Here is a 25,451-nt window from a genome sequence, read left to right as displayed (position 1 = left end):
ATAGGCATGTGCATATTATTGTATATTTTTCGTACATCATCATGTTTTGTATTCGTTATATTGTTTTGCCTTTGTTTTATGCCATTTTATTCTTTACCAACCGTTTATGTCATCTTGAACCTATAATGCCTTTTTCATATTCATTTCATTCCTCCATGGGTGTTGCGGCGGGTTGTTGTACCGGTATGGCAGGCGGACTGGCCGTGTCGGCACTGTTGGTCTGGATTTCCGTTCCGGATGCCGCTTCGGCAGACGAGGTGGTTGTGGGTGCGTCTCCTGTCCCTATGTCCTGTTCCCCCGTAGTTGCGCCGCCATTTTCGGCATCTCCGGGGATTGCCGGCTGCGCTGCTTGTTGGGGGGCTGCGGACTTCTCCAAATCGGTCAATATCTTGCGGCATTGTTCCGGATCGGCTTTGAGTTTTTTCCAGTATTTTTTGAACGCTTTGCGGTATTCCTTGTTGAATGTACCGTCGTTGAGCATGTATTTCAGGTTGCGCTCATCCTTCAGGCAGCATTGTACCATAGGTAATCCCCAGTCTATACGTTTGTCCCCGAAACTGTTCACCGTGGGGTCATCGGCCGATGGTTCGAAAAACTCATCGAACATGAAATTGTCGTCCATGTATCCCGTCGTGGTGCGTTTAGGAGCATCCAAGTTGAAGCGTAGCTGTGCCTTGAGGTAAAGGGCTCTCGGGTCGGCGGGGGATACTTGTGTGGCATCTTCCAACATGTAGAGCGCAGTGCCCCAGCATCCGGGGTCTTCCTGCGCCGCCAATACGACGATTTTGTTCCAATATGAGGAGTTTGATACGGTATCCATGACCTCCGGGTCGTTCCATTCGCAGTTCAGGCAGCGAAGGAACATTTTCAGTCTGCGATATTCCGGTTTGCCGTCAGGCAGGAGCATTTCCGCTACGCGGTAGGCCGAAGCGAAGGCACCGGCATTGGCCAACATCTTAATGTGAGATGTGACGATGGCTTCGTCGTTGTACCATCCCTGCCAACTTGCGTTGCCGAAGTCGTCCATTTTTTGTTTGTGGTATTCCAGATTTAGTTGCACGTCGATGTAAGGTTTGAGCAGATTGGTGTCTGCCACGCCGCGTTGGGCGTAACACCGGGCCAGTTCGTAGGCTGCCAATGGCCATTGGCGCAGGCCGTCCTCGTCTTTGACCGACGTGTAGGCGGCCCGGGCTATAGTTTCCTTTTCCTTCGGGTCTTTAATCATGCCGAGTAGTTCGTAGAACTCGTAAGGTACTTGTTTTTGCCCGGCGCGGTATCCGGGGTCGGTCTGGTAGAGTTCCCATATCTCTTCACGTGTCTTCACGCGGTTGGTGTAGTATTGGTATTCGATGTCCACGATGCGCAGTTGGGGCAGGAACTGTTGTTCAATGATGCTCCAACACGGCAGTTTGCGGATGGCGGCTTCCTGCCGCCCCATGTCTTTCGTCGTGGAGAGTACGGCTCGCACGCTGGCAGCCTCTTCTTTTAGCGAGTCGGCTTCCAAAAGGTTCGCCACATCAGTCCATGTGGCCACCTTGTGGGTGGTTTTGATTTCGCCCGTGCGGCGGGCATCCTGCAAGGCAGGGAAACGGCTCAATTCGCCGCGCAGGTATTCCGCACGTTCGCGGCAGAGGCGTGCATTGATGGCGTTGCCGCCTTCGGGCGAGGCCGACCCGTGGATGACCGCACTGGTGATGCCCGCATCGGCACCCATATAGCGCGACATGTTGTCTTTGAGTTGGTTCATTTGTTTGAAGTTCAACGTGTCTGTCGGGTCGAGGCGTGCTTCTCCTACCACGAATTTCAAATCGAGCTTTTCGTGGTCTTTGCTGAATTCTGCCCGTCCTCTTCGTGCATAGCGCTCGCGGTTGATGGGAAGCTCGATGAGGCTGTAATCCAAGAAGCGCATGGGATCTTTTACATAGCCTTCGCTCAGGCAGACACTGTCTTGCCGATAGGGGATGTTGGAGTTCATGCCGTATGCCTGAAGGGCATCCACCCGGTAACGCGTATTGCGGTCTACGGGTTCCAATACGAAGTGGATGAGCATGGAATCTTCCACATGGGAATGCATGAACGTTCCTTCACGGTATTTGAATAAGGGGTCGCGGGTTTCGTCGAAGCCCATACGGCGCAAGTTGCCTTTTTGAAACTGTTCGCCGTCTTTCACGAAAGGAACCAGATGGCCCACTACCTCGCCGTTGCTTTCTTCCTCATTCTCGTCCAGGTTCACTTCTTCGCTGATGGGAATCGCCTTGACCACGGGGCTGACGATGATGCGTGATTTGTCATCCGTGTCATCGGCCGACAGGTAATAGTAGAAAGGGCCGACCACCATGCGGTTACCGCACATGTTGGGGATTTGCGGTTCATTCTTCCGCTTGCGTTTGGCGGTTTTGGTCACCGTGCCTATCTGCTTGGCAGCCAAGCAGGTCACTTTGATGTCCATCATGCCTCGCAATTCCCGCTTTACGGGGTCAGAACCCGATGGTTTCACGACGATGTAACCTGTCAGTGGAAGCTGCATCAGGCAGTAGCCGTCTTGGTCGGTTTCAGCCAAAGCGTCGTACTCCGATTCTGATTGTGGGGCATAGGTCATGCCCTTGGCTTCCTCCTCTTGGCATTTCTTCATGAAGGCGTTGGCTTTGCTCGCATTGAAGAAGCCATATACGATGACACCCGGCCAAGGGGCGGCATCCTTGCTGCTCAGGTCTTCTGCGCGTCGGACCGTGATATTGATGTTCTTCACCTGGGCTTCTGCGGGGATATGGACCGCTACGATGAACAGCAGGAACAGCAGGTAGCGTGTAATCATATAGAAATTCGTTTTATACATGGTGATATGCAAGTTGCGGGTTTACTTGATGATATAGGCGAAGGAAACGCCGAGTTTAAACGGGATGAAGGCATAGCCGTGCGCTGTGCGGCGGTTTTCGGAATAATGGTCGTCGCGGTAGTAATGCTTGTGGTCGTAGTAGACGGCACCCACACTCCCGTAACATTCTATGTTCCAATGGGGCGAGAGGAAGAAAGCGTAGCCGAAAGTCAGTCCGCCACCCCAGGCGTCGCCCTTATAGGTCTCGCTGCCCCACGTGATGTCGTAAGACGTGCCAAGGGCTGCCACTCCGATGAATTCGCGCATCATGGGGCGTCCGCCGAACCAATAGCGGAACTCGGGGATGGCACCCGCCATTTTCATGTCCATGCCCCACGGTTTGTAGTTGCCGAATACGGACAGGCCGAAAGTGGTCTTGTTGCCCGTAACGATTTCCATGCTTAAGTTGGGGGTCATCAGTCCATCCCATAGTGCGTCGGTCTTCAGGGCCAATAGCTGCGCTTTCAGTCCGGCTGTTACAGCTACTGTTATGATTGTTGATAAAAGGCGTTTCATTCGTTCTTTTCGATTGGTTTGTTCTTTTTTATTCAAAACATCTTCCGGCGCACACGGTTGCAAGGCATGCGGCCGGAAGATGTGCCGTCGGGCTTTTATGCCAGAAGGGAGGGCATGTCATAACTCGACGGAGGGGCCGTTGACGGAATCCTGCCAATCGGTGAGGCTGGCATTCGCTTTCACTTCTTCTATGTCATTCACCGTGATGGTCACCATGTAAGAGATTCCTTGTCGGAACAGGTTGGTCTCGCTGTCGGAAGCACCGTAAGGAGGCCCTACGGTAAGCCATTCTTCCGTAGTGATGTCGAAGCCTTCTTCTGGGGCTTCCCCCTTTTTGTGCAGCGTGATTTCAAGACGGTATTTCTTTTCCGGGTAGAGCATCAGGCTGCCGCCCACTCTCGTGGCCTGTCCCAAGGTAGTGCCGATGGCTACAGGCTGCAAGTCTCCGTCTTGTGCATCCTTGAGCGTGAAATCTGTCCTTGCGCTGTCGTCCGATGGCTTGATCCTTTCAGCTAGCGTGAGCCTCTTGTCCGGATCTTCTCCCCATGGTTCACGTTTTTCCAAGTCGGCCACGATGAGGTCAACTTTGGAATGCGTATCGAGGATTCTGATGGACTTCACGGAAATCTTGTCGGCATCCTCAAACACGGATTCTTCTTTTAGCGGATCCGCTCCGGGTTTCACCTGGAACTGTAAACGTGTCAGCATGTGCTGCAAGCCGATTAAGGGCATGGCTGCGTCCGCGTTCTCCCGGAAGTAGCGTGCGCTGTAAGCATACTTGTCTTGGAGCGTGGCTCTCCCCCAGATAATGTCCTGCGTGCCGTCTATCGTATAATGTACTGTGGCGCGATGGCGCGGGCCGCCGGAACCGTCTCCGTCTGCCGACGCTTCATACGTGATATGGGTATCCTCTGCATACGGATAGTAGCCGTAGAATTCATACATGTAGAATTGGCTGATGGGGTAGAAGTAGTGCCCGTCCCACGACACGTTGCTGCCTTCCTTCTTCGCTTTCACGTTTTTCATCAGGCAGGAAGCGTAGTTGTCTTCAGGGGCGAACCACGAGATATCGGGTGCGCCGTCGTTTTTCTCCTGTTTTCCACGTGCGAGACAGAACACTCCCATTTTGTCCAGATTGCCGTCATCGTCCACTGTGGCCCGCTTGTCCACAGAAGTGGACACGTCATCCGAATGGGCGGCGAAGCGGATTTCCACTTCGCTGTTGCCGGGTATGAATACGGGGGCGGCCGCATAATCCGACAGGTTTTCGTTGGAACAGCCGGGCAGCAGCGTGCAAGCTGCTGCCACGGCCCAAAGATAATGATGTAACTTCATCTGTCTCTGTAGGGTTTATTAGTTGACGTTTGTATCCACTTCGAGGTCACCACCGTTCTTCCAACCGGTAAGCGTGGCGTCGACTTCAACCTTGGCCATGCCATAGACCTTCACATTGACTGCATAAGAAGAACCAGCGTCGGCTTTTGCGCCTGATGCTGTTCCACCTTTGGTCAAATCGATGGACTTTTCCAAGGTGACTTCACCTACGGCTTCGTGTTCAGGATCATTTTCCTCGAATGTCTGTTCTATGGTAATATACATCGTATATTCTGATTCTCCCGGAGCTACCATCAACGCATGGCCTATCGGTTGTTTTTCATACGTCTTGTCAGGGTCTTCACCGGAACCTTCATTGATTGTGACTGGTTCGAGGTCTGTTACAGCTGAGTTGGCTGTAGTACGGCTTTTCAAATATAGTTTTACAGGTTCTTCTATGACAGGTTCGCTACCGGTAGGAAGCGTCCATTCCAACATGTTCTCCGGTTTGAATGTTCCGTCGGCCAAGTCGTAAGCCACAATCATTTTACCCGTGGTCTTGGATTTTACCGCAATATTCGTAACTTTGAGGCCTACGGCTGATTCTGCTGCGGCTTGTACGGTGAAAGTGAAACGGGTGAGCAAGTGTTGCATGTTGATAGCAGGCTTGATACCGGCACGAGCCGTTTGGGCGGAGAAGCCTAAGTTCTTGCCCTCGTCATCATCATCCCCTGCATTTGTGGCTACACCTGTCATCAAATCTTGTGAACCGTCAATCTTGAACCATACATATTTCATCTTAGCTTCGCCATCCACTAATGAGTCACGTACCATGAAATCTGTATTCACGCTTACGTCCGTTTTATTCGTTTTCCAAACAGGATTAGTGTAAATCGTTGCGGCATCGTCGATGTTATAAGCGAAGAAATCATGTATGCCTCCGTCGGGATAATACTTGGGAGACATCTCGTCTGCCCATGACAGTGCCCCGGATGTTGCACCAGTAGGAGCCGTGACTTTTACGTTGGGGAAATTGACGATTGTGGCTGTCGGATCCTTATGCTCTTCTGTTACCCCGTCATAGTCAGGGTCGTCGATGTTTGGGTCGTCAGTACCTGATTCGGCAGCACTCAAATAAGTCCAAGTGGTGAATCCCCACGGATTAGTCTGGTTTTTGTCAGACTTGGAGCGTTGCATCATCAGAAGGTATAACTTTTCTCCCATCCATTTATTGGCTTCTTGTCCTTCAATGTCGCCGACGGTACCAATCCCACGCTTTTCAACCGACACAGAGGGGCCGTTCAGGGCCAGTTCTACCGGCACCAGTCCGTTGCCAATCCCTATACCGGACGTGCCGTTGGTTACGGCAACGTCGTCGTTGGAACAACTTCCCAACATACCCATGCCTGCTACTAAAGCAGATGCAAAAAATAATTTTTTCATAAAATAAAAATTTTAGTAAAACAATATGTTAATTACACGCATTGTGTCAGCATTGCGTCAGTTTGTATCTTCCTCTTCTTCTCCGACGGTGATGTCGCCTCCCGAAATCCATCCCAGTCCCTTGCCGTCCACGGCCAGTTCTATTTTGCGCGGGCCGTAGACTTTCAACAGTACATCATGCTCTTTACCGGCCTGGAATCCGCTTTCAAGCCGTAAGTTGCTGTAATTGACAATAAAAATGGACCCCGAAGGAATCTTATCCTCCGGATTAGCCGTGAGGAAGCGGTAGTAGATGATTACCCCTAATCGGTCTATGGGAGGAACCAACAGTGGCTTGCCGATTTTGACAGGCTCTTCTTCCGGGTCGCTCACGCCGGGTTCCGGGTCGAACGTGGCATTTTCCCTTTTCAGTGTCGCCCCGAATTCGGTCGGTGTGTTTTCGTTGGGTACGTAGACCGTGTCGCACTCCGCTTCCCATGAAATGCCCGTCCGGGGCGCATTGGTCTCGTCCGTCCAGTCGTGCGAAACGCCGGCCCAGTCGGCGGCTACCGTGAATTGCGCCCTCGTGGGGATGACCAAGGCGACGGACTGTATGCGTATTTCCCGTCCTTGTTGCTTCAGGGTATCGTAAGCTTGTACCAGGAAGTTGAGCCGTGCCAGTTCGTGCTTCACGCGAAGATGAGGTTCGACATGCAGGCGGGCACTTTTCGTGCTGTATACCAAATCCCCGGCATGATTCATGAGATATTTGGTTTCATCATTGTCCGGCAGCCTTTCGGCATCTTCTGTACCGGGACGGGCGTATGCCGACATCAGGTCTTGTGTGCCGTCAATCCGGAAGAACTTGGTGATGCTGCCTTGTGTCCGTTGTTCCGGGGCATATTCTTCTGCATCTCCTTTATAATAAAGGAAGAAATTGTATTTATGCTCCGGGTAAACCGCGCTGTAATACGGCGGCTCGCCATCGGCCCATATCAGTTCGCAGGCGGCTGAAATCCGTGCTTTGCGGTCGTTTACCAGGCAAAGGGGCGCACCGCCCCCAACGGAAGTTTCGTCGGCTGTGAGGTCTGAGGGGCCGTCGTACACATGGTTGCGCGTCAGGAATGCGTAGACGCCGAACTCCGCTGCCATCCATTTGGCACGTTCCTCTTCGTCGTCCCAAAAGCCGAAAGACCCTTGGCCCCGTTTTCCCGTCACTAAAGCGTAGGCCGGGTCGGTGAGCGACAGGGTGACGGGGATGCTGTCCGCTGTCATTTCCGGGTTCGGGTTGTCTGCGTCGTAGACGGGCGCATACAGTCCGGGGTAGGACTCGTTGCAGGCTGCGAGTGCGCAGCACAAACCTATTCCTGCGATGTATCTTTTCATTTCAGTATGTTTGCTTTTCCTCTTCATACGTTTCACACTTCAATTTCAAACGTTTCGCCGGGTATCCACTGGTCCAGTCCGGTCGAGGTGCTGCCACTGTTCAGGATACCGTCTTTGTCGATTTCCAGTGGTGTGCCGATTTCCACTGTGATGCTTCGGCTAGCTTGCCGGTAACCGCCTGCCTCTTCGTCCCATTGCAGTGACTTGCACTCTTTCAAGGTATGGTAGAGGTTGATGCCTGCATGGAACACTTTGGCAGCTTTCCTTTGTGTTCCTTCCTCTTCGTAGTCATAGTGGGTGTAGATGGCAATCTGCAGGATGCCCGGTCCGGTGACCATGTCTTCAGTATGGCTTCGCACGATGCCGGGAATGTTGATGGCGGCTTCACAACGCAACGCTTCCGTCGAGGTGCTATCGGCCGCTGAAGGCAGGGCGGCGTATGCCGGCCTGAACAACAGCTTGTAGGTCTTTTGGGCCAGAATCAGCCCCGTGGTCAGTTCCATGGTGGAAGGTACGCCGGAGATTTCGGCCGTAAGGCTGTCCACTACCACGCCTGCCGTCTTTTCGATGTGGAATGCGAACGACACGTCCTGCGTGAGTGGTTCGGGCGTGAAGTCCACTACCACCTGGCCTGTCCCTTCTTTGTCCAAAGGGACGGACACATGGTCCACCCGGGCATAGAACACGGGGGCACCCTCACTGGAGATGAAGTCGGAGTAAGCGTTGTAATCCTTCCATTCACCATACGCCCCCGCCACTTTCGGATCGTCTACAGGGTAGTGGCGGTAGGTAAGGTAGAGTGGGGTCAGGCCGCTTCCCAATGTGGCTGCGTCGCCTTGCGCGTCTACGATGTCGGTGGCATCTACCAGTTCACCTTCGTCCCATCCGAATGTGGCGAAGTTATATTCACCGCTGCGAACCCATAGGTTGTGCGTTCCGATTGGATCCAACGTGTCGGCCGAAGGCTGCCTTTCCGTCTCGGGCTGCATGAGGATGCCGTTGTTACCGTTTTCTTCGGCGGTTATCCGGAATTCATACCGCAAGATGTTGACCGGACGCACGGCTATTACTCCCATGCTGTCGGGGCGGTTTCCTTGGTATTCCTCTTTCCAATGAAAACGGAAATCCATGAAAGAACGGTGAGGGTGTTCTGCCTGGCATAAGTCCACTTCTGTACATGAAGCCATGGCGCAGAGGAGCGGGAGTGCGGCAATCAGGCTGCTATACGGTTTCATACGCGTCCCTCCTTTCTTGTTTTCTCGGGGATGCTGTGTCGTAGCCTTCCTCTGTCGGCCCAATATCCGTCGGATAGTTTGCCTTTTATGTGAAAATAGGTTTCCACGGGATCTTCTTCTTTGGATTCTTTATTTTTCTTCTTACGTCTTTTTTCTTTCCGGCTTGCTTTCTTCTTGTCGCCAGTGTCTTCGGGCGTGTCGGCTTTGGCGCTTCCGGATGGTGTTTCGGAGGTGCCGTTGCCCGTTGTGGCTTGGGGGGCAGCCGTCACTTGCTCTTCCCCTTCCGTTTTCTTTCCTTTCCTCTTACGGCGGGACTTGCCCTTCTCCCCGGCCTCTGCTTTGGCCTTCTCCTTAGTCACATCTTTTAGTGAGTCGTTCAGCTCCAGTGTGCGGCGGAGCGAGTCGCGTGAGAGTTTCTCAGCTTCTGCTTCCTTGCGGCGCACCTTGTACATGGAGTCACGGATTTCCCAGTTGCGTTGCCGTACGCGTACACGTTCGTTGAATTTTTCTTTTTGCCGGGTATCCCATTCGTCGTAACGTTCGGCTCCCCCCTGTACTTTCTTTCCGATAGAGCGGAAGCGAAAGACGAATGAAAGATGTACGTCCTGTACCACCGGAAAAGGTACGATATGCCGTCCTTTCGAGCCTTGGTAAGTGTAGCATCCGTATTCTTCGTCATAGCCGAACTTGTCGTATGCCGTCATCTTGGCACCGACGGCCAAACCCAGATCCAAGTCTACGCTTCGACCATCCTTGAAAGGATAAAGGGGAACGCTCCACCCTCCGGTGAAGCCGAAGTTATAACTGTCGCCCTGTTTTCCCTTCCTTCCTAAGCTGAAAGTGTATTTTTCATACCCGACGTATAGACCTACATAATAGGCGCGCCAATTTCGGGGATTTGTGAATGTACGTCCGGAGAGCACATTGCGTCTGAAGCGTCTGAAGCCCCAGAGAGGTAAGGAAATGGTGGTGTCTCGGTTTTCTTTCGTGTAGCGTTCCATAGCCCCTCTGATCGAGCCACCCGTACGCCAATACTTCCGGAATTCCACATTTCCTGCTGCTACATTGTACACGATGCGCGGCTGTATGGAATGGTGGGTATTCCAATTATATTTGCCGTTCATAAGTATGGAGAAACGGGTCTTTTCATTGCCTGCCAAGTCAAACTCCACCCCGAGGTTCGGAGTGGCTACTACCCAATCCACGGCGTTGGTCATGATGGACCAACGTTTAAGGAAGGGCACGGTATCGTGTTTTACGTCCTTTGTTCCGGATAAGGATTGCCCGTAAAGAATAGCGGGTGTCAAGCAAACCCACATCAAGAGTGTCCTAATGATCAACTTTTGCATTCAAACAATATCGTACAATTCGGTTTTCAATACTTTTTTAGCATTTTACAAGTCTATCTCTTACTAAGAGAGCGTACAGGCCGCGTAACTCATTATGTTACAGCTATTATTATGGAAAATATTTCGCAAAAGGTTTGCGTATTTTGTTATTTGTTTTAGGGGGGGGTAAATTTTAACAAAATAAATTTCTTCATTTGCTTTCTTTTACCTACTTTAGCAGTCGATTAGTCGCTCTCTTAGTAAGAGATAAACCGGATACATATATTTTTAACCGGTGTTGTCATGACAACTTGTGGAAGGGGAATATCAGACTTCTGTTGTCAGCAAAGTTATATCGGAATTACGTTAATTTAAATCAAACGTTTTTTGCAGTGTTTTGATAGGGGCGTAAAAACTTTGTGGGAACATCCCCTACACAGGGATTTCACAAAAATATCCTTCATCTTTCAGGTTGTATGGTAATTCTCTCATAATATTGATGTTACAATCTGAAGGATGTTTCAGATATCTTTCAGCCATGATTCATTTCAACCGGCTCAGATTGATGAACCGTTTGGCGCAGACTGAAAAATCGTTCGGCTGATACTGAAAAATCGTTCGGCGCAGAACTTTTTATTGCTCTCTGCCATGAAATGGAACTGAAAGATGGCCTATTTCTCCTTCATTTCATAATACATTTCGTGACAAGTAGTTGGTGTACGGCCTGAAGGATGAAAGGGTTTTTCTGAAAAACTCTTGGAAGGGGAAACATGTAATCAGTAAAATGGGAGGAAACGTGTTCCGTTTTCCTCCCATTCTTGTTTATTTCTGCTGCGGTGAGAATATCAGGTCAATGATATCTGCTTCCTTGAAGAACTTCTTGGCAAACTTCTGCACGTCCTTCGGTTGGATGGAAGCCACGAGGGTTTCCATGTTTTTCGGGTCGTTCAGGTTCACTCCTGTCTTATAATATGTAACCAAGGTGGTCAGCCAATAAGTATTGTGCTGTTTGCTTTGTTCAGCCTCTTTCAGCGTGTTCTTGACCACTTTGCTGAGTTCTTCTTCCGTAACACCCTCACGTATGATATTGTCCACTTCCTTATAAAGCAAGGGTTTCAGCTCATTCGCTTTTTCAGGGTCACATTCGAAGGTCATATACATATTATAATTGTTATAAGGTTCGCGTGAGGCTGATCCGCTTACTCCTACGCCGTAGGTTCCGCCTTGTTCTTCGCGGATAGTCTTGGTATAGCGGTTGGTGAGGATATTACCCAGTATGTTGATGGTGTAAGCCTCTTTCAAGGTATATTTCATTTCCCTGTTGAACAGGACTATGACTGTGGACTTCGGAACCTCCAACGGAATTTCTATGTTCTTTTCCACTTTGCCTTTCGGTGCCCTGACCTGACGGTCCACCCACTTCTCATTCCGGTAGAGGGAAGGGAGGGAACCTATGTATTTCTGGGCCATGACCCGCGCCGTGTCTTTGTCCACGTTCCCGACGATGAAGAAAGTAAAATCGCTGGCGTCGCAGATACGGTCACGGTAAGCCTTTTCAATACGGTCGAGCGTCAACCGGTCTACGTATGCGTCGTTGAACAATTGTACGCGCGGATTGTAGTTGGCAGAAATCAATGAGAGAGAATCACGCATGATGGTCTGCGGTTGCCCGGCAATCTGCTTGGCATAGATATGGTTGCGTTCGATGATGACTTTATGTGCCAGAGTATCGAAGCGAGGTTCCATGAAACGGAGGTACATCAGTTGCATCATCGTTTCGAAGTCTTTGGGCGTAGAGCTTCCGTTGACGTTCTCATACAATCCGCTGATAGAGACCTCACACCCGGCCTTTTTACCAGTCAGCAGCTTGCCCAATGCGATTTCGTCGTAGGTTCCCAAGCCGTAGTTCGAAGTGAATTGTCCGGCATTGGATGCCGCAGGGAGGAAATTGATATCCGTATATAAAGAAGAACCACCGGGACTGTAAGCGGCTAAGGCCACTTCGTCTTTTTCATAATCGGCCTTGCGGTAGATTACTTTTGCCCCGTTGCTTAAAGTCCATTCTTCGGCTTGGAATTGTGGCAGTTCCTTCACTTTTGTGATAGTTCCGGCTGTGGGCTCTTTTTCGATGAGGTTGCCTTTTACGCTATTGTCTTCGTATGCAGTTACTTCCTTTCCTTCCATTTCGGCAAGGATGTCCCGGGCCTCTTGTTCCGTCAGGTGTGTGACGCCTTCGCTCGGGCCGCTGATGACGATGGTACGGTTATTCGCTTTCCACCATCTGCGGGCTTGTTGGGATACCTCCTCAGCCGTGATGGTCGGAAGGATTTCCTTGACAGCTTCGGCGTAGTCCTCAATATCAATAATGGCTTCGTTGGTCAAGAAGTGGGATTGCATTTCCTCAGCATAAGCATCGTTGGAAGTTTTGTCCTTGTCTTTCACCATAGATTCAAGGCTTGTCAGCATATTGGCTTTTGCGCGGTTCAGTTCGTCTTCGGTAAAGCCATGTTGGAATATCCGTTCGTGTTCCTCTAAGGCTCCGATAAGGGCTTCTTTTTCCTGATTCGGTTTAGCTGTCGCACTCACGGAGTAACCATAATATCCCCTTGCCATGCCGAAAAAGCCGACCGAAGCTTTTACGTAAGGGGCTTGTCCGCGTTGAATAATCTCTCCGATACGTTCACCCACCATACTGTTGTAAAAGCCGATCATCAAACCGTTTTTCACGTCCTGATACGTGGCATATCCCTTGCCGTCGTATTCTTTGTCGCGGAAGATGCGGATAACTTGTACGTTGGATGAAGTAGCTTCCTTGTCGGTGGCCAGGCAGAAATAAGTTTCGTCATGGGACGGGATTTCAAAAAATGGGCGCGGTTCCGGATTAGGGATAACGGGAATGGACGAAAAGACTTTCTTTATCTTTCCCTCCATATTCTTGATGTCGAAATCTCCTACAATGGCAATGGCTTCCAAGTCCGTGCGGTACCATTTGTGGTAAAAGTCGCGCAGGGTTTCGGGCTTGAATGTCCGGATGACATCCAAATTGCCGATGACATCACGCTCGGCATATTTCGAGCCTTTGTAGAGTATAGGTCTTTTCTGGTTATAGATGCGGGTTGCGCTGGTATTGCGTGTACGCCACTCCTCTGTGATGACCCCGCGTTCCTCGTCGATGTCTTTCGGGTCGAGGGTCAGGTAATAAGACCAATCGTGAAGGATGAGCAGGCACGTGTCCGTCAGGCTTTCGTCTGCCATCGGCACATCACTGATGTTGTACACCGTTTCGTTCTGTGTGGTGTAGGCATTCAGGTTTCCACCGAAAGAGATACCGTGGCGTTCGAGTGTGGAAATCATGCTGTTGCCCGGGAAGTTCTTACTGCCGTTAAAGGCCATGTGTTCCAAGAAGTGGGCTAAGCCGTCTTGATCGTCATTCTCCAGTAAGGCGCCTGCATTGCGGATGATGAAGAAACTGGCCCGGTCTTTAGGTTCTTCGTTATGCCGGAGATAATAAGTGATACCGTTCGGTAGTTTTCCGATTAAGACATTCGGGTCTGCCGGAAGTTTCTTGTTCCAGTCTATGGGTTGTGCATGCCCTATCAGGCTGAGAAACAGGAATGACAGCAATAGAATTTTTTGTTTCATAATTTAAAAGTATAAAATCAGACTGTATGAGCAATCTGTGATTAAGATTTATGATTGTCTTTGTTGCGGATTTCCACTCTTCGGATTTTTCCGCTGATGGTTTTGGGCAGTTCGTCTACAAACTCGATGACTCTCGGGTATTTATAAGGTGCAGTGACTTGTTTGACATGGTTTTGCAGAGTCTTGACCAAATGCTCTTTATCTACATCTTTGTAGTCTTTTGCCAGTACGATGGTAGCTTTTACGATTTGTCCGCGAATCTCGTCGGGTACGCCTGTGATGGCGCATTCCACTACGGCAGGATGTGTCATCAATGCGCTCTCCACTTCGAAGGGACCGATGCGGTAGCCGGAACTTTTGATGACGTCGTCCACCCGTCCTACAAACCAGAAATAACCGTCTTCATCTTTCCAGGCCACATCGCCTGTATAATATATGCCGTCATGCCAGACTTCACGGGTGAGGCCTGGGTTACGGTAGTATTCCTTGAACAATCCCAATGGTTTGCCATGGGTGGTGCGGATGACTATTTGTCCCTGTTCGCCCGGTGCAGCCGATGTTCCGTCTGTTTTGAGTAAATCTACTACGTATTCCGGATTAGGTACTCCCATGGAACCGGGTTTGGGAGCCATCCATGGGAATGTGGCGATAGTCAAAGTCGTCTCTGTCTGTCCGAAGCCTTCCATCAGTTTGATACCGGTCAGTTTGCGGAATGTTTCGTACACGGCCGGGTTCAGCGCCTCGCCTGCAATCGTGCAGTATTGCAGGGAAGAAAGGTCGTAATGCGTCAGGTCCTCCCGAATCAGGAAGCGGAAGACCGTGGGGGGGGCACAGAGCGATGTGATATGGTAATCTTGTATCATTTGCAGGATGTCGGCCGGATGGAACTTTTCATGGTCGTATACAAAAACCGTGGCTCCGGCAATCCATTGGCCGTACAGTTTTCCCCATACGGCTTTTCCCCATCCCGTGTCGGCCACGGTCAGATGCAGGCTGTTTTCGTGCAGGTTATGCCAATAACATCCGGTTGCGATATGCCCGAGCGGATAAGTGAAATCATGAGCCACCATCTTCGGTTCGCCGGTAGTTCCCGAAGTGAAATACATCAGGGATATGTCATCGTTCCGGTTGGGATGTTCCGGTTTGACAAACGGTGCGGCTCCTAAAACGCCTTTTTGAAAGTCTTCAAAACCATGGGGCACGATTGGTCCGGCTGAAACGAGATGTTTGACGGAAGGTGAATAGGGGAGAGCGTCTTTGACGTGGTTCAAGATGACCTCTTCGCCGGCACAGACAATCATTTTGATGTCGGCGGCATTGTTACGGTAGATAATGTCTTTTCCGGTCAGCAGATGGGTGGCCGGAATGGCTACGGCTCCGATCTTGTGCAAGGCGATGATGGAGAACCAAAATTCATACCGGCGTTTCAATATAAGCATGACCATGTCCCCGTGTCCGATGCCTAACGATTGGAAATAAGAAGCCGTACGGTCTGTGTAGTCTTTCAGTTCGGAGAAAGTGAAGTCATGGTGTACACCATGGTCGTTCGTCCAACATAAGGCTATCTTGTCCGGGGCTTCTGCGGCCCATGCATCTACTACATCGTATCCGAAATTGAAGTTCTCCGGTACCTTTACATGGAAATTTTGGATGAAGTCGTCTTGCGACGTGAATGTCGTTTGACTTAAAAATCTCTCCAGCATAATCTTTTTCTTAAAGTCTAAAAAGTCGCAATATGTACTTAATTGGGTACAAAGGTAATAAATAATGGCCTATTTAGTCCTTGTCCCGTTGGAAAAATAATATGCGAATCCGCTTTGCAGTGCATATTTGCCGCCCTGAAGTCAGGCCAAGTCTACTACGGTGATGCCGGCTCCTCCAAACTGTACATGTTCGTCTTTGAAATCTTTTACGCCGGGCACCGTGTGCAGGTATTGGCGAATCAGGGTTCGCAAGATGCCGGATCCCGTCCCGTGCAGGATGCGTACTCTGGATATACCTAATATTATGGCATCGTCTATGAAATAGGTAACAGCTTGGATGGCTTCGTCTCCCCTCATGCCCCGTACGTCGATGTCCTGTTTGAAATTCAGTTTCTTTTCGTATATGTTGTCTTGCGTCTGTTTGCTGACGAAGGTGGCAGCCTGTGTCCGTGCCGGGGCATCGGGGGCTGTGGCCCGTTCCAACCGTTCCGGTTTCACGTTGGTGCGCATCATGCCGAAAGTGACGATGGCGTTCTTTCCGTCTATCTCCTCTATCGTGCCTACGGTGGTTTGCCCTTTGATGCGTACGGTCTCGCCGGGTTGCAGGGGACGGTTGCGCTCTTCCGTTTCCCGTGCGGTTTGCAGCAAGGCATCGGGCTGTGCTTTCCGCATGGCGGCTTCGGATGCTTTTTTCTCTTTCCGTTCGGCCTGTCTTCTTTTCCGTTCCTGCAGTTGTTGCATTTTGCGGGCTATCTTGTCCGCTTCATGTCGTTTTTCGATGTCGTCCAAGGTCTTTTTAAAATCATCCAATTCCTGGCGTACGTTGCGGGTCTTTTCTTTTTCAGCCTGAGCCTCCCTGATGGCTTTAATGGTGTTCTCTATCTTGGCATTCGATTCCCGGAGCAGTTGTTCGGCATCTTCTTTGGCTTTGCGCAAGATTTCTTTCCGGCTGCGTTGCAACTCTGCGATTTCCGTTTCGTAACGGGCTATGGTCTTCTCCATTTCCTTTTCCCGGAGATGGATGTTCTGCCGTTTGTTTTCCCAATACCGCTTGTCTCTTACGATGTCTTGCAGGTACTTGTCCGCGTTGATGTATTCTTTGCCCACCAACTCGGACGCATCGGCTATTACTTCCTCAGGAATGCCTATCTTGCGGGCGATTTCCACGGCAAAAGAACTGCCAGGATTGCCGATTTGCAGTTGGAACAGGGCCTGCATGTGTTGGCGGTCGTAGAGCATGGCCCCGTTCACTACCCCCTCATGGTCCTCGGCGAAGTGTTTCAGGTTTTGGTAGTGTGTCGTGATGATGCCGAAGGTCTTTTTTTGGTTGAACCGTTTCAGGACGGCTTCGGCTATGGCGCCGCCGATTTGCGGTTCCGTGCCGCCTCCGAATTCGTCGATGAGCAGAAGACTGGTGCCACAGCAAGCTTTCATCATGTTTTTCATGTTGAGCAAATGGCTGGAATAGGTGCTCAAGTCGTCCTCTATGCTCTGCTCGTCCCCGATATCGATAAAGATACTGCCGAAAATGCCGGTGCGTGAGTTTTCCCCGATAGGAACGGGAAGTCCGCATTGCAACATGTATTGGATGAGGCCTACGGTCTTCAGGCATACGGATTTTCCGCCCGCGTTGGGACCGGAGATGATGAGAATACGCTGATGTCCGTTCAGTTCGATGTCGAGCGGTACGATTTTTTTCCCGTGACGGGTCAGGGACAGGTATAGCAAGGGATGGCGGGCCATGGTCCAGTCTATCAGCGGCGCCCCTTTGATGTCCGGTGTCGTGGCATCGAACTGGTGGGCTAATCCGGCCTTGGCATGGATGAAGTCTATTTCGGCCAAAAACTCGTAGGATTGCAGTATTTCCTGATAATGAGGCCGGACCTCAGCCGTGAATTCTTGCAATATGCGTATGATTTCACGCCGTTCTTCTCCTTCCAGTTCGCGGATACGGTTGTTTGCCTCCACCACTTCAGCCGGTTCGATGAAGACCGTACGTCCTGTGGAGGATTCATCGTGGACGATTCCTTTTATTTTACGCTTTAAAGCCGGTGCCACAGGAATGACCAGACGTCCGTCGCGCATGGTGGGAGTGACATCCTTGTCCACCATGCCGTCTTGTTGCGCGTTCCGCAAGATGGCGTGCAGTGTGCGCGAGATTCCGCTTTCGGCAGCGACAAGTTCGCGGCGGATGCGCAACAGTTCGGCGGATGCCGAGTCTTTGATTTTGCCGTATTTGTCGAGTATGTTTTCAATGCGGTGTACCAATTGAGGGTAGACGGAGACCCCTTGCGTCAGGCGGCGTAAAGCCGGATAGGGGACGGAGGCATCGTCGGCGGGGCGTCTTTCTTCTGTGTCGTTATCTTCTTCGGTTTCCTTATTGAGAAACCGTACGATGTTGATAATCGTGCAAAGCGAGCGTTTCAGGTCGAACAATTCCGTTTCGTCGAGATAAGTACCTTCTATTCTGATGCGTTTGATGGCCGGGCGTACATCATAGAAGTCCTGTTCCGGAAAGTCCTCTTCTCCTTCCTGAATGCGCAGGAATTCCCGTGTCTGCTCTTGCAATTCGCGCAATAGATGCAAATCCGTCAGGAATTTCATCTGTACGACGCGCTCTATGCCAAGCGTACTCAGGCAGTGTCCCGTCAATAAAGTACGTATCTCGTCAAATCCTATTTTCTGTTCAAAATTCTGTGGATAAATCATATTTCATTTGGGTTAGCGGGTGCAAAGTTAAGAAAAAGCGGCATAAGATATTCTTTACTCGGTTCTTTTCTGGCCTGGCTGTCCGTATAAGGATAGGATGTTTTTAGTACGGAGGAATACTGGCGTGGAGGTTAGCCATCCCCCTCTACATAGAGGAATATAAGTCTGTTTTAGGATAGTTTTAATGTTATTCAGAACACTCTTTGCGAAGAATCAGGTCAGTTTATAAACATGAAGATATTTATTTTGCAATTTGAAAAAAAAAGAAAATGGAAGAAGGATTATTGTTGGTGAATGATGATTTTGTGATATTGCGAAAAAAGGATGTATTCTCGTATGATGGTCTAACAGCAGTGAAGAGTTTTTCCCATTCGGTCTCTGATAAAATAAAAGTGGAATGGGTGATTATTACTATTATTATTTCAGGGGAAGCGGAATGTACCATCAATGGAAAAAATTACAGGGTACAGGCACGCGATATAATTATGTCTTTACCTAATTACGTCTTGGAGCGACGGGGGGAAACGAAGAATTTGTCTGTAAATTGCCTGTGCATTTCTCGTTCTTTATTTCAAAAGAGCATTTCATTCTCTTCTTATAATTGGGATGTAGTCTCATTTTTGATGGCTCATCCGGTGTTGTCGCTTACGGATATGGAGTATACATGTTTATCTTTGTATTACTCTTTAGTATCAGTTAAAATTGGAGATAAAGACAAAATGGGGTATAAGGAATCCATGCGTTGTTTGTTAAAGTCGTTTATGTGTGAGTTGTACGGTGTGATAGGACGTTATATATCTGTTGGTTCGGTTGATTATTCACAGGGGAATAACTTGTTCAAAGGATTTTTGGATATACTTACATCGGTGTATCCCAAACCTCGTTCCGTATCCTTTTATGCAGAGAAGTTAAACGTGACTTCTAAATATTTGTCTTCTGTTTGTAAGGCGACATGTGGCGACACGGCTTCTGTATTGATTCATAAGGCGGTGACGAAAGACATCGCGGATTTGTTGTCTTATTCAAACAAAAGCATTAAGGAAATTATGGTGGAATTGGATTTCCCTTCCCTTTCTTTTTTTGGCAAATATGTGAAAAAGCATTTTGGTGTCGGGCCTAAAGAGTATCGTTCCAGACATTTATCCTAATACGACATCCAGAATCATCATTAGTACGAAACCCATGGCAAAGCCGATTGTCCCTACATTGGAATGTTTGCCTTGGGAAGCTTCCGGAATCAACTCCTCTACGACCACGTAAATCATTGCGCCAGCGGCAAACGACAGCAAATAGGGCAATATGGGGGTAATGTAGGCCGCCAACAGAATCGTCAGGATAGCTCCGATTGGTTCTACGACGCCGCTCAATGTGCCGATGCCGAAAGCGCGCAATCTGCTGTTTCCCTCACTACGCAGGGGCATGGAGACGATGGCACCTTCCGGAAAATTCTGTATGGCGATTCCCAAAGATAAAGCCAATGCACCGGCCATGGGAAGATAAGTGCTGTGTTCCATGGCGGCGGCCAATGCTACTCCTACGGCCATTCCCTCCGGAATATTGTGTAATGTGACGGCCAATACCAACATGCTTGTCCGTGACAATTTGCTGTGCGGTCCTTCGGGTGAGGGGCTGCCTAAATGGAGGTGCGGGGTGATCCGGTCCATCAGCAAGAGAAATGCAATACCTGCTATGAAACCGCTTACGGCCGGGACGACCCGGGTAGCATCTTCCGTGCCGCTCATTTCTATGGAAGGTATCAGCAGCGACCATACGGAAGCCGCCACCATGACACCGGAAGCGAATCCCAATAAGGTTTTCTGTACTAAATCCGGCATTTGCTTCTTCATCAGAAAAACACAGGCGGCACCTAAGGTTGTACCGGCAAAAGGTAATAATAATCCTATGATTAGTCCTTCCATGATTGTATATTTGTCATATTATTCCAATGTAATTTCACCGGCCAGACTGGTATTCATGAGGTGCCTGACTTTTTCGGAGGGCAGGTCATGTCCCAAAAGGAACATCAATTTGGTCAATGCACATTCCGGGGTGCTGTCATATCCGCTGATAACCCCGGCTTCCAGTAACTGGCGTCCTGTTTCATAACGTTCCATCTCCACACTTCCCGACTGGCATTGGGTTATGTTGATAATGATGATGTTACGTGCTGCGGCTTCCTTGATGAGTTTGATAAACCACGGCTTCTGTGGGGCGTTGCCCGAACCGAAGGTCTTCATGACTACGGCTTTCAATCCTTTGATGTTGAAGACTGAAGTAATGATGCTTTCTTGTATTCCGGGAAAAAGCGTGAGAACCACTACATTGGTGTCGAACAAGTAGTGTGCTTTCAGGGGACGGGACGGGTCAGGCCGGCGTATGCGTTCCGGTTTGATTTTGATGTCGATGGCACTATGCCCCAGGCACGGATAATTATACGACTTGAAAGCATTGAATTTTTCTGCATTGATTTTCGTGGTACGGTTGCCCCTCATCAGGTCTCTTTCGAAATAGATACAGACTTCCGGCACCATGGCCGTACCGTCCGGATGTTTGGCCGCAGCAATCTCGATGGCGGTAATCAGGTTTTCTTTGCCGTCTGTCCGCAACATGCCCATCGGAAGTTGTGAACCGGTCAAGACAACCGGTTTAGACAGGTTTTCCAACATGAAACTCAATGCTGAAGCTGTATAAGCCATAGTGTCGGTTCCATGTAGGATGACAAAACCATCGTATTGTCCGTAATTTCGTTCTACAATTCGTGCCAATCTAGCCCAATGGTAAGGTTCCATGTCGGAAGAGTCAATGGGGGGATCGAAAGAATAGGTGTTGATATGATAATTAAAACGTTTCAACTCCGGAACAAAGTTCAGCAAGTGGTCGAAGTTGAAGCTTTCCAATGCTCCTGTTTCCGGGTTTTCTATCATTCCGATAGTTCCACCTGTATAAATCAGCAATACGGAGGGGGCAAAGTCTGTCATATATCCATGGTTTTGCGGTTCATTTGCAAATATAGTGATAATTTCTGGATTTTGAGGTGGAGTGAATCGCTTTTGTTTGTGTTTTCTAAAAATGCTTAAACTTGGAAAGTTTTCCGTTGGAAATTTGTTTCATTGTAAATTAAAGGCGTTCTTTGCAAAAGTTTCTATTGGAAAATAATGATAATACAAAATAATAAGAAAGAATATGAAGTATGTAATTATAGGAGGAGTGGCTGGTGGTGCGACTGCGGCTGCCCGGATTCGTAGGAATACGGAGAAAGCGGAAATCATTTTGTTTGAAAAAGGAGAATATATATCGTATGCCAATTGCGGTTTACCTTATTACATAGGTGGGGTGATTAGTGACAGGGAACGGCTTTTCGTACAAACTCCGGAGGCTTTTGCCCGTCGTTTCCGTGTGGATGTCCGTACAGCGTCCGAGGTGACGGCAATAGACGTGTCCCGGAAAGAAGTTACGGTAAGGACATCGGCCGGTCGGGAATATGCGGAAGCTTACGACAAACTCTTGCTTTCGCCCGGAGCCTCCCCGGTACGTCCTCCTTTGACAGGTATCGACAGCCGTGGAATCTTTACGTTGCGTAATGTACAAGACACCGACCGTATAAAAGATTACGTACGACAACATCAGGTCAGACGTGCACTTATCGTAGGTGGCGGTTTCATCGGTTTGGAGATGGCTGAAAATTTGCAACATACAGGGGCAGAAGTGGCTGTGGTGGAAATGGCAGCTCAGGTCATGGGACCTATAGATTTTTCTATGGCGGCTTTAGTGCATGAACATCTGTTGCAGAAAGGGGTGAAGCTTTATTTGGAACAGGCGGTGGAATCTTTTGAGGAAACCGTTTCCGGAGTGACGGTAAAGTTCAAGTCCGGTATCACGATAGAGACGGATTTGGTGATTCTTTCCATTGGGGTACGTGCTGAGACCTCGTTAGCCTCCGCTGCAGGATTGGAATTGGGAGAGATGAAAGGTATCCGGGTGAATGAGTATTTGCAGACATCGGATGAATCGGTGTATGCGGTCGGTGATGCGATAGAATTTCCTCACCCGCTGACAGGTAAGCCTTGGCTGAATTTCTTGGCAGGTCCTGCCAACCGTCAGGCACGTATTGTGGCCGACAATATGGTGTTCGGCAATAAAGTAAAATACGAAGGGGCAGTCGGAACAGCCATTGCCAAGGTGTTCGACCAGACCGTGGCTTCAACAGGTCTTCCGGCCAAACGTTTATTGCAGTTGGGGATACCTTATCTTTCGGCTACGATACATTCCGGTTCTCATGCCGGATATTATCCCGGAGCCTTGCAGATGGCCATAAAGATTACGTTTTCTCCCGATGGAGGCAAACTTTACGGAGCACAAATCGTGGGTTATGACGGTGTGGATAAACGGATAGATGAATACGCTATGGTCATTAAGCGCGGAGGTACAGTGTACGATTTGATGGAGTTGGAGCACGCTTACGCTCCACCTTTTTCATCAGCCAAGGATCCGGTGGCGGTATCAGGCTATGTGGCCGGGAACATATTGAACGGGAAAATGAATCCGCTTTATTGGAGGGATTTAAAAACGGCTGATTTGAACCGCGTGACATTGGTGGACGTGCGTACGCCCGACGAATATGCACTGGGAGGGATAGACGGTGCGGTGAATGTGCCGTTGGATGAGCTGCGGGAACGTTTGGCAGAGTTACCTCTCGATAAACCTGTGTGGGTGTATTGTGGTGTGGGGTTGCGCGGTTATCTGGCTTCTAATATCCTGAGAGAAAACGGCTATGACGTGAGGAATCTGATAGGAGGACTTAAGACCTATAAAGCGGCTGTGAATCCGGTTCTTCTTCCCGATGCGTCTGAAGGCGTTTGCGTTCAGAAGTCAAGTGGCACATGTTGTGCAAGTCAGGAGGAAAATGTGCCGGTTGCCCGCATTGTCCGGGTAGATGCTTGTGGTATTCAATGTCCCGGTCCTATTCTGAAATTGAAGAAGAGCATGGAACAACTACGACCAGGAGAATGTTTGGAGATACGTGCCACGGATGCCGGTTTTCCCCGTGATGCCGAAGCCTGGTGCCGGGTGACAGGAAACCGTTTTGTTTCTGCCCAAACCGAAAATGGTACATACATAGTCAGAGTAGAGAAAGCGACACCTTGTGCGATGGAGGTTTCACATCCGGACTCGACGGCAAAAGGCAAGACCTTTATCTTGTTCAGCGATGATTTGGATAAGGCGTTAGCCACTTTTGTTTTGGCTAACGGTGCTGCGGCTACCGGAGAGAAAGTGACCATTTTCTTCACTTTTTGGGGATTGAATGCCATTAAGAAGACAGAAAAGCCAAAAGTGGAGAAAGACTGGTTGGGAAAGATGTTCGGCATGATGTTGCCGTCCGATTCCATGAAACTGAAACTTTCAAAAATGAATATGGGAGGCATGGGAGCACGGATGATGCGCCATATCATGAAACGTAAAGGCATTGACTCGTTGGAATCATTACGCCGCCAGGCCATTGAAAACGGAGTGGAGTTTATAGCCTGCCAAATGTCCATGGATGTGATGGGGGTGAAAAAGGAAGAGTTGTTGGACCATGTGACGATTGGCGGAGTGGCTACGTATATGGGGCGTGCCGAAGAGGCTAATGTAAACTTGTTTATCTAACGGCGCGATGGAAAAAATCAAATGTATTTGTGTCATGAGGGACCTTTACCGTTCTCTTGCTTTGTTGGAAACCCGTTTGTCGGAAACATACGGTTTATCATTGAATGAAGCGATGGTCCTGTGTAGCGTTGGGGAAGAAACCGTGATGGCAGGGGTGGTCGTGGAACGTACGGGGCTGACGGCCTCGCATGCTTCCAAAGTGATACGTTCGGTAGAAGAAAAGGGCTTGTTAGTTCGATCCTTGGGAGAGAAAGATAAACGCCAGATGTTTTTTACCCTGACTGATAAAGCCAAGGAAAGGTTGGAAGACATCAGAAAGCATGGGATAGAGATCCCCGATTTACTGCTTCCTTTCTTCCAATAAGAGACGGAACATATCTGAAAATCCCCATGGCCGGTTAGGACCATGGGGATTTTCAGATGTCCGAATTCTTTTCAGAACAACAATTTTACAATGGCATATCCACCGAATACCAACCAGACATAGAGGATGCCGGCCAGATAGAAGGGTTTGGCTCCGGCTTGTTTGAATTTGTCTATGCTGGTTTCTGCACCGAGCGCCGTCATGGCCATGGTGAGCAAGAACGTGTCCACGTTATTGACGAACCCTATACCTGCCTGCAAAGTTTCCTGAGGAATGAAAGTGGCGGATTGTAACAGGGAATTAATACCGATGACGATCAAAAAATAAAAAGCGAACCAAGGTATTGTGATTTTACTCTTTCCGGTTATGCCTTTATTTTTTTGTTTTCCGGAGAGGCATACACTCATGATGACCAAAACGGGTGCCAACAGCATGACGCGTATCATTTTGGTGATGGTGGCGGCATCTGCCACGTTGCCTCCCGCAGCATCGATGGCGTTACCTGCTCCGACTACATGGGCGACTTCGTGCAGGGTCGAACCTATGTATACGGCTATGGCTTGGTCGCTCAAGCCGTCCAACCATCCGGCACGGTACATGATGGGGTAGAGGAACATGGAAAGCGTCCCGAATATCACCACGGTGGATACGGCAACCGCTGTCTTGTGGGCTTCGCAGCGCACGACCGGTTCGGCTCCCAACACGGCTGCAGCCCCGCAGATGGCACTGCCTGTAGAGGTCATTAAGGCTGTCTGGCTGTCTACTTTGAGTAATTTTCCCATTAATATACCTAAAGCCAATGTACTGGCGACGATAATCAAGTCGGCCGTAATGGCCGGAAGTCCTATGGCCAGTACCTGTTGGAAAGTCAGCTTGAAGCCATAGAGTACTACACCTGTGCGCAAGATTTGTTTGGAACAGAACTTGATTCCCGGAACCCATGTTTCGGGCAGTTTGTTGCGTAAGCTGTTGGCGTATAGCATGCCTAAGATGATACCGACAATCAGCGGGCTGAAGGAAAGTTGTTTGACGAATTCGAATTCTGCGATGTAAAAGGCAGAAAACGAAAATAATACGATAAGCAAAATTCCGTGCAGGACTTCTCCTTTGTTTTCCTTGAACATAAATTTATATGGGTTTGGTTATAAACATTTTGTAGGTCTTTCGCGCAAAGGTACGACAAATAATTGTTATGAATGTACGAAAAGGCATGTTTTTTAGGTTGTGGGGATATAAGTTCATATTTCCGCCACGCGGTACCGGTTCCCATAATGCGTATGCACTTTCTGCACCCCTGCGGTCACGAGGGCT

The 25,451-nt window shown here is 49.4% G+C and carries 16 protein-coding genes; 3 read left to right on the top strand and 13 right to left on the bottom strand.

Translation table 11 applies throughout. From position 1 onward, the window contains the following. Positions 1-145 precede the first annotated feature (145 nt). From AC5RDV_RS11215 to AC5RDV_RS11170, 10 genes are all read right to left on the bottom strand, one after another. Entirely contained in the window at positions 146-2,836 is a 2,691-nt protein-coding gene (locus AC5RDV_RS11215; RefSeq protein ID WP_282747059.1) for a hypothetical protein, read from the bottom strand. Positions 2,837-2,857: 21 nt separating this feature from the next. Then, positions 2,858-3,391, bottom strand: coding sequence for a DUF3575 domain-containing protein (locus AC5RDV_RS11210; protein ID WP_130892622.1), 534 nt, complete (start codon positions 3,389-3,391; stop codon positions 2,858-2,860). 117 nt (positions 3,392-3,508) lie between these two features. Then, positions 3,509-4,726: a fimbrillin family protein gene (locus tag AC5RDV_RS11205; protein ID WP_282747061.1), complete on the bottom strand. Its 1,218-nt coding sequence runs from the start codon at positions 4,724-4,726 to the stop codon at positions 3,509-3,511. 18 nt (positions 4,727-4,744) lie between these two features. Then, on the bottom strand, positions 4,745-6,148 hold the full coding sequence (locus tag AC5RDV_RS11200; RefSeq protein WP_282747063.1) for a fimbrillin family protein: 1,404 nt from the start codon (positions 6,146-6,148) through the stop codon (positions 4,745-4,747). A gap of 57 nt (positions 6,149-6,205) precedes the next feature. Next, positions 6,206-7,513 carry a hypothetical protein gene (locus AC5RDV_RS11195; protein WP_282747064.1) on the bottom strand — a complete coding sequence of 436 codons (1,308 nt, stop codon included), beginning with the start codon at positions 7,511-7,513 and terminating at the stop codon, positions 6,206-6,208. A gap of 32 nt (positions 7,514-7,545) precedes the next feature. Then, positions 7,546-8,748: a hypothetical protein gene (locus tag AC5RDV_RS11190; protein WP_282747065.1), complete on the bottom strand. Its 1,203-nt coding sequence runs from the start codon at positions 8,746-8,748 to the stop codon at positions 7,546-7,548. Continuing rightward, positions 8,745-9,992: a DUF3575 domain-containing protein gene (locus tag AC5RDV_RS11185; protein ID WP_232038283.1), complete on the bottom strand. Its 1,248-nt coding sequence runs from the start codon at positions 9,990-9,992 to the stop codon at positions 8,745-8,747. Before AC5RDV_RS11185 ends, AC5RDV_RS11190 begins: the two co-directional genes overlap by 4 nt. Before the next feature lie 906 nt (positions 9,993-10,898). Beyond that, the gene (locus AC5RDV_RS11180; RefSeq protein WP_282747066.1) at positions 10,899-13,718 is read right to left on the bottom strand and encodes a M16 family metallopeptidase; all 2,820 of its coding nucleotides are present in this window, start codon (positions 13,716-13,718) and stop codon (positions 10,899-10,901) included. Between the two features lie 41 nt (positions 13,719-13,759). Next, a complete protein-coding gene (locus tag AC5RDV_RS11175) occupies positions 13,760-15,421 on the bottom strand; it encodes an AMP-binding protein (RefSeq protein ID WP_276787994.1) in 1,662 nt (553 codons plus the stop codon). 141 nt (positions 15,422-15,562) lie between these two features. Then, on the bottom strand, positions 15,563-18,130 hold the full coding sequence (locus tag AC5RDV_RS11170; RefSeq protein ID WP_282747067.1) for an endonuclease MutS2: 2,568 nt from the start codon (positions 18,128-18,130) through the stop codon (positions 15,563-15,565). Between the two features lie 269 nt (positions 18,131-18,399). Between AC5RDV_RS11170 and AC5RDV_RS11165 the strand changes: the two genes are divergently transcribed. Continuing rightward, the gene (locus tag AC5RDV_RS11165) at positions 18,400-19,278 is read left to right on the top strand and encodes a helix-turn-helix domain-containing protein (protein ID WP_040602506.1); all 879 of its coding nucleotides are present in this window, start codon (positions 18,400-18,402) and stop codon (positions 19,276-19,278) included. Here the strand turns inward: AC5RDV_RS11165 and AC5RDV_RS11160 are convergent. Both AC5RDV_RS11160 and AC5RDV_RS11155 read right to left on the bottom strand, forming a co-directional pair. Then, positions 19,270-20,049, bottom strand: coding sequence for a ZIP family metal transporter (locus AC5RDV_RS11160; protein ID WP_008624891.1), 780 nt, complete (start codon positions 20,047-20,049; stop codon positions 19,270-19,272). The two genes, AC5RDV_RS11165 and AC5RDV_RS11160, sit on opposite strands and share 9 nt — an antisense overlap. An 18-nt stretch (positions 20,050-20,067) precedes the next feature. Then, a complete protein-coding gene (locus AC5RDV_RS11155) occupies positions 20,068-21,108 on the bottom strand; it encodes an asparaginase (protein WP_008624892.1) in 1,041 nt (346 codons plus the stop codon). A 205-nt stretch (positions 21,109-21,313) separates the two neighbouring features. On the opposite strand from AC5RDV_RS11155, the gene AC5RDV_RS11150 reads away from it, so the two are divergent. Together AC5RDV_RS11150 and AC5RDV_RS11145 are read left to right on the top strand one after the other, a co-directional pair. Beyond that, positions 21,314-23,776 carry a DsrE/DsrF/DrsH-like family protein gene (locus AC5RDV_RS11150; protein ID WP_282747070.1) on the top strand — a complete coding sequence of 821 codons (2,463 nt, stop codon included), beginning with the start codon at positions 21,314-21,316 and terminating at the stop codon, positions 23,774-23,776. A 7-nt stretch (positions 23,777-23,783) separates the two neighbouring features. Next, positions 23,784-24,140 (top strand): helix-turn-helix domain-containing protein, encoded by a 357-nt coding sequence (locus tag AC5RDV_RS11145; RefSeq protein ID WP_282747072.1) that lies wholly within the window; start codon positions 23,784-23,786, stop codon positions 24,138-24,140. Positions 24,141-24,211: 71 nt separating this feature from the next. Here the strand turns inward: AC5RDV_RS11145 and AC5RDV_RS11140 are convergent, their stop codons facing one another. Further along, positions 24,212-25,264, bottom strand: a complete 1,053-nt coding sequence (locus tag AC5RDV_RS11140; RefSeq protein ID WP_282747073.1) for a YeiH family protein — start codon at positions 25,262-25,264, stop codon at positions 24,212-24,214. Between the last annotated feature and the right edge of the window lie 187 nt (positions 25,265-25,451).

Source organism: Paraprevotella sp. (genome assembly GCF_986071375.1).
The sequence above is the reverse complement of the archived record's forward strand: the minus strand, read 5'-3'. Positions and strand labels throughout refer to the sequence as shown.

Coding starts and splice junctions, on each gene's coding strand:
- AC5RDV_RS11215 (WP_282747059.1), bottom strand. CDS start 2,836: ATGTATAAAACGAATTTCTATATGATTACACGCTACCTGCTGTTCCTG.
- AC5RDV_RS11210 (WP_130892622.1), bottom strand. CDS start 3,391: ATGAAACGCCTTTTATCAACAATCATAACAGTAGCTGTAACAGCCGGA.
- AC5RDV_RS11205 (WP_282747061.1), bottom strand. CDS start 4,726: ATGAAGTTACATCATTATCTTTGGGCCGTGGCAGCAGCTTGCACGCTG.
- AC5RDV_RS11200 (WP_282747063.1), bottom strand. CDS start 6,148: ATGAAAAAATTATTTTTTGCATCTGCTTTAGTAGCAGGCATGGGTATG.
- AC5RDV_RS11195 (WP_282747064.1), bottom strand. CDS start 7,513: ATGAAAAGATACATCGCAGGAATAGGTTTGTGCTGCGCACTCGCAGCC.
- AC5RDV_RS11190 (WP_282747065.1), bottom strand. CDS start 8,748: ATGAAACCGTATAGCAGCCTGATTGCCGCACTCCCGCTCCTCTGCGCC.
- AC5RDV_RS11180 (WP_282747066.1), bottom strand. CDS start 13,718: ATGAAACAAAAAATTCTATTGCTGTCATTCCTGTTTCTCAGCCTGATA.
- AC5RDV_RS11175 (WP_276787994.1), bottom strand. CDS start 15,421: ATGCTGGAGAGATTTTTAAGTCAAACGACATTCACGTCGCAAGACGAC.
- AC5RDV_RS11170 (WP_282747067.1), bottom strand. CDS start 18,130: ATGATTTATCCACAGAATTTTGAACAGAAAATAGGATTTGACGAGATA.
- AC5RDV_RS11165 (WP_040602506.1), top strand. CDS start 18,400: ATGGAAGAAGGATTATTGTTGGTGAATGATGATTTTGTGATATTGCGA.
- AC5RDV_RS11160 (WP_008624891.1), bottom strand. CDS start 20,049: ATGGAAGGACTAATCATAGGATTATTATTACCTTTTGCCGGTACAACC.
- AC5RDV_RS11155 (WP_008624892.1), bottom strand. CDS start 21,108: ATGACAGACTTTGCCCCCTCCGTATTGCTGATTTATACAGGTGGAACT.
- AC5RDV_RS11150 (WP_282747070.1), top strand. CDS start 21,314: ATGAAGTATGTAATTATAGGAGGAGTGGCTGGTGGTGCGACTGCGGCT.
- AC5RDV_RS11145 (WP_282747072.1), top strand. CDS start 23,784: ATGGAAAAAATCAAATGTATTTGTGTCATGAGGGACCTTTACCGTTCT.
- AC5RDV_RS11140 (WP_282747073.1), bottom strand. CDS start 25,264: ATGTTCAAGGAAAACAAAGGAGAAGTCCTGCACGGAATTTTGCTTATC.